Consider the following 13,781-nt stretch of genomic DNA (forward strand, 5'->3'; position numbering starts at 1 on the left):
TCAGTCGTCGGCGCCGGCTGCGACCTCGGCCACCTCCGCTGCGGTGAGCGCGCGCCACGGCGAGCCGTCCGGGTCGTCGCCGATCGCGGCGGGGCTGTCACCACTGGTCCACCACTTCGCCTCGAACGGCAGCCCTTCGAACTCGACCCGATCGCCGGCCTCGTAGTCGGCGGCGCCGTCCCACTCGTCGTAGGTGCCCTCCGGGACCGTCGGGATCTCGTAGGGCTTCTCTCCGGGCAGCACCGGCCCGATGAGGGTCCACGGGCTGTCCGCGGCGACCGTCAGCGGGTCGTCCGGCTGGTCGCCCTGCGTCCACCACTTCGCCTCGTAGACGTTCCCGTGCCACACCGTCTTCGTCCCGGCGAGATAGCGCGTGTTCTCGCCCCAGATCGGATAGGGGCTGGTCGCGGGATCGTCGACCGGTGTCGTCGGCTCCGGCGAAGCCGTCGGCGACGGGCTCGCGGTCGTGGTCGCGCGTGCGGCCGGCGCCGAGAAGCCGGCGTCGAGCACACCGGCGAAGGTGAGATCGCCCTGATCGACGCCGCTGCACAGATTGGAGACCACGGAGGTCACCGCGTAGTTGTCGCTGCACGATCGATCGCGGTTGAGCGACCACATCGAGACCCGGCCGAGTCCCTGCGCATGGGCCGACGCGTTCACCGCTTCGGCGTCGGCGAGGGTGAATACCTCAGCGGGGATGTCGTTCTGCCCGATCATCGGCGTCGTGCCGATCTTGGCCCACAGCACCGCATCGGCCTGGGCGTCGTCGGCCTCCGCGTAGAGCGCATCCAGCTGCGCGTGAAGTCCCTCGAGTGCGGAGTCGTTGACGGCGGCCATGGACCGGCCGTCGAGGTCGACGCCGTAGTCCATGGTCATGGCGTTCACCCCCGCCAGGTCGACGCCGGCGGCCAGGAACTGACGCACCTGGTCGATGCCGTCCGCCGTGAGGCCGGTGGGCGACACCGGAAGCGTCAGCCATACCTGCAGGTCTCGCGTCTCCTGCAGCTGCGCGACCGCCTCGGCGCGCCGCTCCGCGGCAGCGGCATCGGCGAGGTCGTCGTTCTCGATGTCGAGGTCGATGACCTCCACGTCGTAGCGGTCGATCGCGGCCGCGTACGCGGCGCGGGTCTGGTCAGCGGTGTCGCACGCCGTCGCCAGTTCCACGCCCGCGGCACCGCCGAAGGAGAGGACCACGTCGCCGCCGGCGTCGCGGAGCCGGGCGATCCGGCGGTCGAGGTCGAGGTCGCGCGCCGCCTCGCTCAGCGAGTAGGCACCTCCCCAGCTCGGTTCGCAGGCTTGGCCGCCGGTGGGGGCGGTCAGGAACGCCAGCACGACGCTCGCCTCGCTCTCGTCGGCGGGGTCCCCGAAGTCGTAGGTGGGCGTGAGGGTCACATCGACATAGGCCGCGAACCACGGGTCGTCGAACGACTGCACCACGGCCTGCGCCGCGACCCAGCGCACGCCGAACACGCCGCCCACGGCGACGACCGACACGGCGCCGACGCCGAGCAGCAGGCGCCACAGCGACAGCCGCTTTCCGGCGTGGGGCCCGGACGCCCGACCGCGCAGCGGGCTCATCGCACGACCTCCGGCGTCTGCTCATCCGAGGTCGCCGGCTCCGCTTCCGCCGGCGGCGGTGCGGCCGGCAGCGCATCCCGCACCGGCGCCACGGCGCGATGCGACTCGCCCGAAGCCGGGTAGCCCCGGTACAGCACCTCCCGCCAGTCGACCTCGGCGGCCTCCGACGCCGCGGCCGATGCCTTCGGACGCGTGTCGACCCACATCCAGTCGGTGAGCCCGAGCCAGGTGTCGGCCACCGACGCGCGCAGGCCGATGTTCTCCAGCGTCGCCCACAGCGCCGTCACGGCGTTGAACGCCGCGAACGCCGCCGTGCCCCAGTTCTCCGACTGCGCGTTCCACCACGTGGTGTACACCGAGAAGGCGATGATCGCCCACGGCGCTGCGACGTAGAGCAGCTGCGTGGCGGTGCGGTCCTTCACCTTGGGTGTGCGGGCGAAGGGGATCTTGCGGCCGGTCAGCGCCTGCTCGATCGACTTCAGCACGCCGGCGAGGTTCACCGGCAGCAGGATCAGGTTGAAGCCGTAGATGCGGAAGATGTCGATGCGGCGGTATCCGCAGTACTTCAGATCGCTCGCCTGTGCCAGGAAGTACGGCAGCGCCGCGAAGACCACCAGCGGGCTCAGCAGACGGCTGTCGAAGGGAAGGGTGAGCATGAGGATGAGCCCGAAGCTCGCCCACACGAGCGAGGCCATGTAGTTGGTGCGCAGCATCCACTCGGCGAGGGAGACCGATCGCCCGGAGCGGTGGCGGGAACGGGCGAATCGCCAGAACTTCGGCAGGATCAGGAGCCCGCCGTTCGCCCACCGCCGGCGCTGCACGACCAGCGATCCGAAGTCCGGCGGCGTGGCGCTGTAGCTCAGCCGCTCGGGGTAGTTCGCCAGCGTCCAGCCGCGGTCGGCGATGTCGATACTCGACTCGGTGTCTTCGATCACGGTGCGGTCCTGCACGTATCGCCTGACCTCGAATCCGTCGACGGTGTCGATCTCGAGGATGTCGTCCAGCGCCTCCATGCGGATGACGGCGTTGGCCCCCACCCAGAACGTCGCGCCGTGCGCGGTCATGCCCTGGTGCAGGATGTGCTGGATGTCGGTCGAGGCGCCCGCGAGCCGTTCGATGCGCGTGGGAGCGCCTCGGAAGGACGAGTACGGCGTCTGCGTGACCGCGACCCGCTCGTTGCCCGGCTGCTCGAGGAAGTAGACCAGACGGATGCAGTAGTCCCGCAGCAGCAGCGAGTCGGCGTCGAGCGTGAGGAGGTAGTCGGCGTTCGGCACGATGAGGTCGGCCGAGGTGGAGCCGGCGACCGGGCGCAGGAGCGTTCCGCCGGGGCCGTGCTCCTCGCGATACCGACCTCCCATCAGGCCGATGTAGGAGTTGAGGTTCATCGCCTTGTTCGGCTCGTGCGACAAAGACGCGTACTGCTTGCGCTCGAAGGTCGTCAGCTCGGCGGTGAAGATCCGCACAAGGCGGCGTCGCATGTCGCGCACGTGCGCCACGGTGGGCGTGTCGCCGTCGGCCGCCGCGAGCGAGAGCGCCTGCGCGGTGAGGTCGAGGTCGGAGGCGAGTTCGCGGAGCACCTGATCGATGAAGAAGGTGTCGACGTGGTCTTCGTGCGGCCAGGTGCCGGCCATGTCGCGGAGCCACTGGGAGGCGAGGTCGTAGTCGGCCACGAGGTGCTCGAGCGCTTCGGCGTCGACGACGGGATCGGGCGTGTTCCCGAGGATCCACCGGTGTTCGAGGGCGAACAGATTCTCGGCGAAGCGCGCTCGCGGCATCTCCAGCGCCGTCGCGATCTCGGCCGCGATCCCCCGGGTCTCCTCGAGCCGTGCGCGGACGGCCGGGTCCGCGGGCGTCGGCGGATCATCCAGCAGCAGCACGACCCGCAGATCGGGATACTCCTGCAGCGCCGCCGACCACATCGTCTTGCGGATGACGCTGGTCTCCTCGGCGTAGGACGGCACCAGAACGGTCATCCCCGAGCCCGCGCGATGGGCGAAGTGACGATCGAGTTCTCCCCGGGGAATACGCGCGTGGTCGCGGAACCGGCCGAACGCGCCCGAGCGTGCCACGAGGTACATCAGCGCGGAGAAGCTGAGGAACGTGACGACGAGACCGTAGAGGATCGCCTCGAGCGTCGCGAGGACCCCCTCGCCGGAGAGGATGCGGGGCACGACCGTGAAGACGAGATATCCGACCCAGGCCGCGATCGTGACGATGATCGCCACACGCCCCCAGATGATCTTCATCTCGCTCGGCGTGCGATGCACCGTGTCCAGCGGTGTGCGGGTGCGCTCGGACCCCCACTGCGCCCGCCGCGACGACGGCTGCCGGTCGATTCTCCCCATGCGTGTTCTCCCCTCGGCGCGGCGGAACACATCCCCGTCGCGCGCCGTCGGCCACGCTAAGCGCGGGCGCCGGGAAGGTTCCGCGACGATGCGAAGACTTGAGGTGCCCTTGGCGGAATATTCGCCGCGCTGGGTCGAACGTCGGGAAATCCTCACGGAGATGGCGGGGTATGCTCCGGGGCATGCCGGCACCCGAGGACGACCGATGACCGACACCCGCACGGCGGTGATCGCCGCCGCCTTGGACCTCTTCGCCGAGCAGGGGTTCGAGGCCACATCGGTGGAGCAGATCGCCCGGGCGGCCGGGGTGTCGCGCTCCACGTTTTTCCGTCAGTTCGGGGGCAAGGACGACGTCGTCTTCGCCGACCACGAACTCCTCCTCGACCGTGCCCGCGCCCGGCTCGACAAGGGTCACGACGATCCGTGGGCGGCCGTGTGCGAGGCTTCGCTCGAGGTGTACCGGCACTTCGCCGCCGACCCCGACCTCGCCCGCCGCCGATACGCCGTCGTGCGGGGCGTGCCGGCGCTGCGCGATCGCGAGATCGTCACGGTGTTCCGGTACGAGCGCCTCTTCGACGAGTACCTGCGACGCGCGCTTCCGGGCCTCGACCCGGTCGACGCGGTGGGCTTCGCCGCCGCCGTCACCGCGGTGCACAACCACGTGCTCCGCCGCCTGCTGCGCGGCCCGAAGCGCGTGCCGGCGACCACGCTCGTCCGCGCCCTCGACGGGGTGCGGCGCCGTTACGGTGTTCTCGCCGACGACACCGCGGAGGAGACCGGCGACGTGGTCGTGGCGGTGTTCCCGCGGCGGATGCCCGCCGCGGAGGTGACCCGTCGGCTGCGCGGCAAGCTGGGTCCGTGACCCTATCTTGAGACTCAGTGCCGCCTCCGATGACACTCGGTTTCGCTAGACTCCGATGGGGCGAAAGGATTCTCATGAACGACACCTCCCTTCCGGGCGAACGCACGACGCGGTATGACCTCGGCGCGCGGCTCGACACCGACTACTACGCCGTCTTCACCGACATCGACGACGCCGACCGCGCCGCCTGGAACCGCGCGAAGGAGCTCGTCGACGAGGTCGCGCCCCTCATGCGCGACGCGTGGGACACCGCCTCCTACCCCGTCGAGGTCGTGGGCCGGATGGGCGAGCTCGACCTCTTCACCGACGGGATCGACCATCCCGACCTGACGCACCTGTCACCCCTGGGTGCCGGGCTGGTCAACATGGAGGTCTCGCGCGGCGACGGCTCACTCGGCACCGTGCTGGCCGTGCAGGGCGGGCTGGCCCTGCGCACCCTCGCCCTCTTCGGCAGCCCCGAGCAGCAGGCCCGATGGCTGCAGCCCCTCGCCCGAGGAGAGGTGCTCGGGGCGTTCGCGCTGACCGAACCCGACCACGGCTCCGACTCCGTCTCGCTCGAGACCGCCGCCCGCCGTGACGGCGACGGCTGGGTGCTGCGGGGAGCGAAGAAGTGGATCGGAAACGGCGCGTCGGGCGGCATCACCTTCGTGTGGGCCCGCGTCGACGACGAGGGCGCCGACGACCACGGCACGGTCCGCTGCTTCCTGGTCGAACAGGACACCCCGGGTTACACCGGCACCGTCATCACCGGCAAGGTGTCGCTGCGCGGCATCCACCAGGCGCACATCGCCCTCGACGACGTGCGCGTGCCGCAGGCGGCCGTGCTGCCGGGCTCGCGCTCGTTCAAGGACGCATCGGTCGTGCTGTACTCCACGCGATCGGGCGTCGCCTGGTCAGCGCTCGGCCACGCCACCGCCTGCTATGAGGCGGCCCTGTCGTATTCCCAGCAGCGCATGCAGTTCGGCAAGCCGCTCGCGACCTTCCAGATGGTGCAGGAGCGCCTGGCGCAGATGCTCGAGGAGCTGACGGCGATGCAGCTGTACTGCCGCCATCTCGCCGACCTCGAGACCTCCGGCGGTCTCCGCCCGACGCAGGCCTCCCTCGCGAAGTATCACAACACGCGCGCCGCGCGACGGATCGCTTCCACGGCGCGCGACCTCCTGGGCGGCAACGGCATCCTGCTCGAGAACGGCGTCATGCAGCATCTCGCCGACATCGAGGCCATCCACACCTACGAGGGCACCGAGAGCGTGCAGGCGCTGCTCATCGGTCGGGACATCACGGGTCTGAGCGCTTTCGCCTGAGCACCCCGCCTGAGGCCCTTGCCGAGCCGGGCATCGGTGCGCAAGGGGGCAGTTCGGAAGGGCTCGTCTCGGTAGCCTCGACCCCATGGGCCTCTTCCGCCGCGAACCACAGCACGTTCAGCTCGATCCGTCCCTCGCCGAGGAGCAGACCAAGCGCGCTCCCTGGCGGCTCTGGACCGACGGATTCGGGATGCTGGCCACCCGCGCCATCCAGATCATCGTCGTCGTGATCGTCGCCGCCGCCGTGATCTGGGGCATGCGGCAGCTCACGGTCGTCGTCATCCCGCTGATGCTCGCGCTCATCATCGCGTGCGCGTTCTCACCGGTGATGGGGTGGCTCCGCGCCCGCGGGGTGCCCTCCGTGGTCGCCACCCTGCTCGCGCTGCTGGCGATCGTGCTCATCCTCTCGGGTGTCGGCTGGCTGATCGTGTGGGCGGTGCGCGACCAGTGGGATGAGCTCTACGCCTCGGCGCAGAGCGGCATCACCTCGGTCATCGAGTGGGCGCAGGGGCTGCCGTTCGCCCCGACGCAGGACGACATCGACTCATGGATCGCCACGGCGACCGACTTCGTCACGAGCGCGCAGTTCGGCTCGGGAGCTCTCGCGGGCGTCAGCGCGGTGGCGAACTTCGTCACCGGGTTCGTGCTGCTCGTGGTCATCCTCTTCTTCTTCCTCAAGGACGGCCCGCAGATGTGGGAGTTCCTCCTGCGTCCGTTCCGCGGCGACGACTACGTGCGCGCCCGCCGCATCGGCGACAAGACGGTGTCGGTGCTCGGGTCCTACGTGCGCGGCACCGCGACCGTTGCGCTCGTTGACGCCATCGGCATCCTGATCGGTCTGCTGATCCTGCAGGTGCCGCTCGCGATCCCGCTCGCCGTGCTCGTCTTCCTGCTCGCCTTCATCCCCATCGTCGGGGCGACGCTGGCGGGCACGCTCGCGGCCCTCGTCGCACTCGTGGCCAACGGCTGGGTCAACGCCCTGTTCGTCGTCGGCGTGGTCGTGCTCGTCAACCAGCTCGAGGGCAACTTCCTGCAACCGTTCCTCATGGGCCGGTCGATGAAGCTGCACGCCTTCGTCATCTTGGTCGCCCTGACCGTCGGCACGGTGCTCGGCGGCATCGTCGGCGCCGTTCTCGCGGTGCCGATCGCCGCGGCGGCGTGGGGCGTCATCCAGGTGTGGGACGGTCCGCACCGCCCCGCGCGCTGGGCGCGCCCGAAGGATCCGGTCGAGGCCTGACCCGCCCCTGCAGCACCGCGCGCTCCCCGAGGAGATCCCGCCTCCGGAGGACGCGCGGCCGCCCTTTCGTCCTCTCGAAGCGGGATTTCCTCCCGACCGGTCGCGATCGGGCGCGCCGCCTTCGCAGCTCCGGAGGATGCGGCAGGGCGGCGCGAGCGAGAGGATGAGCCCATGACCTACGACATTCCGCAGCCGATGCTGGCGAAGTCGGTCCCGACCGTGCCCGATCCGGCGAAGACGCCGGGCGGGTTGAGCTTCGAACCGAAGTGGGACGGTTTCCGCGCGCTGGTGTCCTTCGACGGCGAGAGCGTCGAGATCGGCAGCCGCGGCGCGAAGCCACTGACCCGGTACTTCCCCGAGCTGGTCGAGGCCTTCGCGCGCATCCTGCCCGAGCCGTGTCTCATCGACGGCGAGATCGTCGTGCCGCGCGGAGAGCCCGGTGCGCAGCGGCTCGACTGGGAGTCGCTGAGCCAGCGCATCCACCCGGCGGCGTCGCGTGTGACGATGCTCTCGGAGCAGACGCCGGCCATGCTGATCGCCTTCGACCTGCTGGCCCGCGGCGATCGCGACCTGCAGGGCGAGCCCTTCTCGACCCGGCGCGCCGAACTCGTCGATCTGCTCGGCGGCGTCCCTCATCCCGTGCATGTGACCCGCACGACCGCCGACGCCGCCGTCGCCGAGCGCTGGCTCGCGGAGTTCGAGGGCGCCGGGCTCGACGGCGTCATCGCAAAGCCCCTGGATCAGCCCTACGCTCCGAACAAGCGCGCGATGTTCAAGATCAAGCACGCCCGCACGGCCGATGTCGTGACGTTCGGCTATCGCATCCACAAGTCCGGCCGAGGCGTCGGCTCCCTGCTGGTGGGCCTGTACGACGATGCGGGCGAGCTGTGGAACGTCGGCGGCGTGGCCGCGTTCAGCAACCAGCGACGCCTCGAGCTGGTCGACGAGCTCGAGCCGCTCGTGGTGCGCGACGACGACGGCGCCGCTGTGACCGGCGCGACCGAGAAGTCACGCTTCTCGGGTGGTCGTGACGCCGGCTTCGTGCGCCTTCGCCCGGGGCGGGTGCTCGAGGTGCGCTACGACCAGCTCGAGGGGCGCCGTTTCCGCCACACGGTGCAGTTCGCACGGTGGCGCCCCGACCGCGAGCCCGCGTCGTGCACCTACGACCAGCTCGACACCGTCAGCGCCTACGACCTCGGCGCGGTCCTGGTCTGAATCGGGCGGCTCAGGCCTTCCGCTCAGGCGGCGTGAATTCGATCACCGGGATCGCCGCCTCACCCCCGGCCAGGTCGTCCATCGCCCGTTCGAGGTGCCGCCATGCCGAGGGATGCTCCCGCGCGTAGCGCGCGAGGACCGCGGCGGATTCAGCGGGTGCAAGGATGCGTGCATGCGCGGGAACCCGCCGCGCGGTCCCGGTGGAGAGGAAGGCGACGCCGTTCGCGGAGATGTTGCGGTACCACTGCGAGGCGGTGCCGAATCCGGAGGCGACGCGCAGGAGGTTGCGCTCGCGGGAGACGACCTCGACGACGACGTAGCGCGGCCGCCCGCTCGTGCGACCGAGGTGCTCGATCATCACGAACCGTTGTCCGAGCATCCATCCGAACCCGCGGCGGAACATCGGGATCGGCAGACGCATGAGCCAGCGGGTGCGGAGCAGGCGCGCCACCAGGCGGTCCGTCACCGGGGAGAGGCGCGCTTGCTCCGCCTCACGAGCGGATGCGCGTGGACGGCTCATCCGTCCTTCTTCGCTCGGCTGGGCTGTACGCGCGGCGGCTCCCCCGGCATCTTCGGGAAGTCCGGCGGAAAGGGCAGCTCGCCGAGCCCGGCCTCGAGGTCGCGCTGCCACCAGGCCAGGAGGGTGTCGATCCGGCCCGGTCGTGCGGCGAAGTCCGCCCACGGGTCGCCGTGCCGTTCGAGCCGCTCCGGGGTGCTGCGCACGGTGAACGCGGACGGGTCGACCCCCGCCTCGAGCTCGTCCCAGCTGAGCGGGGTGGAGACGGTTGCGGCCGGCAGCGCGCGGGGACTGTAGGCCCCGGCCATCGTACGGTCACGGTTGGCCTGATTGAAGTCCACGAACACGCGATCGCCGCGCTCCTCCTTCCACCAGGCCGTGGTGACCTTCTCCGGCAGGCGACGTTCCAGTTCGCGCGCGAGCGCGATGACGGCGTGGCGCACATCCAGGAACTCGTGCGTCGGCTCGATCGGGCAGAACACGTGCAGACCCCGGTTGCCGCTGGTCTTCACCCACGGCTGGAGCCCCGCCTCGCGCAGCACCCCGCGCAGCTCGGGCGCGACCGCCGCGGCGTCGTCGAAATCGGTCGCGCCGTGGGGGTCGAGGTCGATGCGCAGCTCGACCGGACGGTCGGTGTCGGCCGTGCGCGAGGCCCACGGGTGAAAGACGACGGTGTTCATCTGAGCCGCCCACACGACGGCCGCGGGCTCGGTGAGGACGAGCTGCGGATGACGGCGCCCGCTGTTGTAGGTGACCGTCACGGTCTCGACGAAGTCGGGGGCGCCCTTGGGCGGATTCTTCGAGTAGAACCGTTCCCCGTCGACGCCGTCGGGGAACCGCTCCAGCGACACCGGGCGATCGCCGTTCGCGGCGAGGAACGGGTCGGCGACGGCGATGAAGTACTCAGCGAGCTCCCGCTTGGTGATCCCCGCCTCCGGCCACAGCACGCGGCTCGGGCTGGAGAGCCCGACCTCGCGGTCGCCGTGCGGTCCCGGGACGGTCAGCGTGATGCGCTCGGACGCCATACCCACGACCCTAGGCCCCACCCCGCGTCGCCGAAACCACCTCTCGAGCGGTGGGTCTCAGGCGAGGGCGATCACCGGTGCGAGCTGATCGCGCGTGAGGCGGATCCACGGCCCGCCCGGGTCGATGACGACGCCGCCGATCTCGGGATCGGCCTTGAGGGCTCCGGCCAGCTGCGCCGCCGTCACCGGAGCGGGCTGGTCGCTGCGCTTCATCGCGGCCACTTCGAGGGGATGCGTGAACACCTCGAGGTAGCGGGTGCCGTCGTCGGCGCGGCCCTGCGCGATGCCCATCTTCTCGCCGTCCGGCGCCTTGCCGACGGCGACCCACAGGCGCGCTTCGGGGATCGCCGCGACCACCGCCTCCGGCGTCGCATCCGTACGCGGTGTCGACAGCAGCGTCTTGACGGTGAGCTTCTCGTCGGCCTGGTCGAGCATCTTCTCGATCAGCTCGCGTGGCACCACGGCGCGCGCCGGAGCGGAGGCCGGATCGATGATGAGGCCGGCGTACGCACCGCCGAGAACGTACTTCAGCACGGCGGTGACGGGCTGTCCGACCGCCGAGGTCTGCGCGTCGTTGTCGGCCGCGAGACTCTTCTGCAGCGCCGCCCCGCTGCTGTAGGCGAGCACGAACTGCTTCTCGCCGATCTTGGTGACGGCCAGCGGCAGGCTCTTCCCCTCCGACAGCAGCGTGCGCGCGTCGCCCTTCACGCGCAGGAACAGATGCCCCTGCAGCAGCTGGCGGGCGACCTCGAGGAGGCCGTCGGCGGGCGCGGTGTCGGCGAGCTTCGCGATGGCCTCGCGCACGGGCACGTTGTCCCGCACGCCCGGGATCGATTCGGCCCGCACCGGACCGGACGGCGCTGCGGTCGACGGGGCCGGCTTCGCGTTCGCGGGCGCGGCGTCCTCGCTCGGCGTCGACGGCCTCGCGGCAGCGGAGGGACCGCCCCCGAGTCCGCGGAAGGACGACATCGAGATGTTGACCGATGCTGCGGCCTCCTGCGCTGCCGCATCCGCGGCGGCGTCATCCGTCTGCGCACCGCTCGTGACGTCGGTGTCGGTGGTCGGGGCGTCCGTCGGCTCCGCGGGCTCGGCTGCTCCCTCACGGGAACGCTCGGGCTGGGAGTCTTCGCGCTTGCGGCGGGAGAAGAAAGCCATCGCTTCGAGACTAACCCGTCCCTGCCGCGGAGCCACCCCGGCGGCGGCGACCCTCAGCCGATCTTCTCGATCGGCGCGATCTTCACGAGAAGCTTCTTCGGGCCGGCCGTGTCGAAGCGCACGTGCGCCACACGTTTGGCGCCCTCCCCCGTGACGGTGTCGATGCGCCCTTCGCCGAAGTCGTCGTGCCGGATGCGGTCGCCGGGCGCGAGCACCATGTCGCCGTTGTCGCGCACCTTCGCCGGGATGCGGTTGGTGAATTTGTCGAGGGAGGGTTTCGGCTCCCGGCGCCCGAGCGGCACGAGATCGTCGCCGTACCGGCCGCCGCCGCCTCGCGCCGATCCGCCCCGCGCGTTGAGCGCACGCGAGCGGGTCCCCCCGCGCGAGTTGACGTCGCCGGGCGACTGGCGCCAGTGCAGCAGCTCGGCCGGGATCTCCTGCAGGAAACGGCTCGGCATCGCCACCGTCACCTCGCCGAACTGCGCGCGGGTCATCGCGAGCGACAGGTGGAGGCGCTTGCGGGCACGGGTGATGCCGACGTAGAACAGGCGCCGCTCCTCCTGCGGGCCGCCCGGTTCGCCCGCCGAGATGCGGTGCGGGATGAGGTCTTCCTCGACGCCGGTGACGAAGACCGCGTCGTACTCGAGACCCTTCGCGGTGTGGAGCGTCATGAGCGAGACGGAGCCGGATGCGTCGTCGAGGTCGTCGGCGTCGGCGACGAGGGCGACCTCGGCGAGGAAGTCGATGACCGTGCCGTCGGGGTTGTTGCGGGCGAACTCGCGCGCGACCGCGACGAGCTCGTCGAGGTTCTCCAACCGCGCTTCGTCCTGCGGATCGCGGCTCGCGCGCAGCGCATCCGAGTATCCGCTCTTGTTCAGCAGCAGCTGCAGGCCCTCGGCGACCGCGGTCGGCGGGGCGAGCTCGCCCGACGGCGGCAGCATGAGTTCGGACGCCTCCGCGATCACCGCGTCGAGCTGCAGGATGGCCGCCTGGATCTTCGGGCCGACCCCCAGTGCTGAGGCGTTGGCCAGCGCGTCGCGGAACGTGATGCGCTCGTCGGCGGCGTACCGGGCGATCGCGGTCTCGGTGACGTCGCCGATGCCGCGGCGGGGCTTGTTGAGGATGCGGCGCACCGCCATCTCGTCGGCGGGGTTGGCGACGGCGATGAGGTACGCCAGGGCGTCCTTGATCTCGGCGCGCTCGTAGAACTTGGTGCCGCCCATGATCTTGTAGGGCAGCGCGGAGCGGATGAAGATCTCCTCCAGCGCGCGTGACTGACTGTTGGTGCGGTAGAAGACCGCGATCTGGGAGTAGTCCACGCCGTCGCGGTGGAGCCGCTCGATCTCATCGGCGACGAACTGCGCCTCGTCGTGCTGCGAGTAGCCGGTGAAGCCGACGATCTGCTCCCCCGCGCCGACGTCGGTCCACAGCTTCTTGTCCTTGCGGTCGAAGTTGTTGCCGATGACGGCGTTCGCGGCCGAGAGGATGTTCTGCGTCGACCGGTAGTTCTGCTCCAGCAGCACGACCTTGGCACCGGGGAAGTCGCGCTCGAATTCGCTGATGTTGCGGATGTCGGCGCCCCGGAACGCGTAGATCGACTGATCGGAGTCGCCCACGACCGTCAGCGACGCCGCGTCTGCTTCGTCCGGCTCGGCATCCCAGATCATCATGCCTGCGCCGCCGCCGACAGGTTCGCTGTCGACGCCCGGCGGACGGGTGAGTTCGTGGATGAGCGCGTACTGGGCGTGGTTGGTGTCCTGATACTCGTCCACGAGGATGTGGCGGAATCGACGCCGATAGGTGTCTGCGACCGTCGGGAAAGCCCGGAAGAGGTAGACCGTCTGCGCGATGAGGTCGTCGAAATCGAAGGCGTTGGCCCGCTGCAGCGAGCGCTGATAGTCGCCGAACACCTCGACGAACACCCGTTCGGCCGGGTCGCTCATGTTCGCCTGACGCGCATACGACTCCGCGTCGGCGAGCTCGTTCTTGAGCTTGGAGATCTTCGACTGCACCGCGGCGGGGGTGAGACCGAAGGCATCCGCCTCGTGCTCCTTCACGAGGCGCTTGATGAGCGCGCGCGAGTCGCCCGAGTCGTAGATGGTGAACGACCGCGTGAAACCGAACTGCTCGGCCTCGCGGCGCAGGATGCGCACGCAGGCCGAGTGGAAGGTGGAGATCCACATGCCGCGGGCGCGATCGCCGATGAGCTGTTCCACGCGTTCGCGCATCTCGCCGGCGGCCTTGTTGGTGAAGGTGATCGCCAGGATCTGGCTGGGCCACGCATCGCGCGTGCGGAGCAGGCTCGCGATGCGATGGGTGAGCACGCGCGTCTTGCCGGAGCCGGCCCCGGCCACGATCAGCAGCGCCTTGCCGCGGTAGGTCACGGCGTCGCGCTGGGGCGGGTTGAGACCCTCGACGAGGTCGGCGTCGACGCGGGAATCCCCGGAGCGGGGGCCGGCGTCGGCGCCGACGATGAGCGGGACGGATGCCGCGTCGGAGGCGGCCGCGAAGGCGTCGGTCATTGCCCCACCAGTCTAGAACGA

At 70.4% G+C, this 13,781-nt stretch carries 10 protein-coding genes; 4 read left to right on the plus strand and 6 right to left on the minus strand.

All coding sequences use genetic code 11. The features are described 5' to 3' along the window. Both IM777_RS12695 and IM777_RS12700 read right to left on the minus strand, forming a co-directional pair. A complete protein-coding gene (locus tag IM777_RS12695) occupies positions 1-1,578 on the minus strand; it encodes a chitinase (RefSeq protein ID WP_194383623.1) in 1,578 nt (525 codons plus the stop codon). Next, positions 1,575-3,923 carry a glycosyltransferase family 2 protein gene (locus tag IM777_RS12700; RefSeq protein WP_194383624.1) on the minus strand — a complete coding sequence of 783 codons (2,349 nt, stop codon included), beginning with the start codon at positions 3,921-3,923 and terminating at the stop codon, positions 1,575-1,577. The genes IM777_RS12695 and IM777_RS12700 overlap by 4 nt, the downstream gene beginning before the upstream one ends. 205 nt (positions 3,924-4,128) lie before the next feature. On the opposite strand from IM777_RS12700, the gene IM777_RS12705 reads away from it, so the two are divergent. The 4 genes from IM777_RS12705 to IM777_RS12720 all read left to right on the plus strand — a co-directional run bounded on the left by IM777_RS12705 (position 4,129) and on the right by IM777_RS12720 (position 8,541). After that, positions 4,129-4,785 carry a TetR/AcrR family transcriptional regulator gene (locus tag IM777_RS12705; RefSeq protein ID WP_194383625.1) on the plus strand — a complete coding sequence of 219 codons (657 nt, stop codon included), beginning with the start codon at positions 4,129-4,131 and terminating at the stop codon, positions 4,783-4,785. 74 nt (positions 4,786-4,859) lie between these two features. Continuing rightward, entirely contained in the window at positions 4,860-6,089 is a 1,230-nt protein-coding gene (locus IM777_RS12710; RefSeq protein WP_194383626.1) for an acyl-CoA dehydrogenase family protein, read from the plus strand. An 85-nt stretch (positions 6,090-6,174) separates the two neighbouring features. Further along, a complete protein-coding gene (locus IM777_RS12715; protein ID WP_194383627.1) occupies positions 6,175-7,326 on the plus strand; it encodes an AI-2E family transporter in 1,152 nt (383 codons plus the stop codon). Positions 7,327-7,497: 171 nt separating this feature from the next. Beyond that, the gene (locus IM777_RS12720) at positions 7,498-8,541 is read left to right on the plus strand and encodes an ATP-dependent DNA ligase (RefSeq protein WP_194383628.1); all 1,044 of its coding nucleotides are present in this window, start codon (positions 7,498-7,500) and stop codon (positions 8,539-8,541) included. Positions 8,542-8,551: 10 nt separating this feature from the next. On the opposite strand, the gene IM777_RS12725 is transcribed toward IM777_RS12720, so the two are convergent. From IM777_RS12725 to IM777_RS12740, 4 genes are read right to left on the minus strand one after another with little or no spacing between them, the layout of a single operon-like run. Then, positions 8,552-9,061, minus strand: a complete 510-nt coding sequence (locus IM777_RS12725) for a nitroreductase family deazaflavin-dependent oxidoreductase (protein WP_083336493.1) — start codon at positions 9,059-9,061, stop codon at positions 8,552-8,554. Beyond that, a complete protein-coding gene (gene ligD / locus IM777_RS12730) occupies positions 9,058-10,083 on the minus strand; it encodes a non-homologous end-joining DNA ligase (protein ID WP_194383629.1) in 1,026 nt (341 codons plus the stop codon). Before ligD ends, IM777_RS12725 begins: the two co-directional genes overlap by 4 nt. Positions 10,084-10,140: 57 nt before the next feature. Continuing rightward, a complete protein-coding gene (locus IM777_RS12735; RefSeq protein ID WP_194383630.1) occupies positions 10,141-11,238 on the minus strand; it encodes an SseB family protein in 1,098 nt (365 codons plus the stop codon). 53 nt (positions 11,239-11,291) lie between these two features. Continuing rightward, a complete protein-coding gene (locus IM777_RS12740; protein WP_194383631.1) occupies positions 11,292-13,760 on the minus strand; it encodes an ATP-dependent helicase in 2,469 nt (822 codons plus the stop codon). Positions 13,761-13,781: the final 21 nt, after the last annotated feature.

Source organism: Microbacterium luteum (assembly GCF_015277875.1).
Classification (GTDB): Bacteria; Actinomycetota; Actinomycetes; order Actinomycetales; family Microbacteriaceae; genus Microbacterium; species Microbacterium luteum.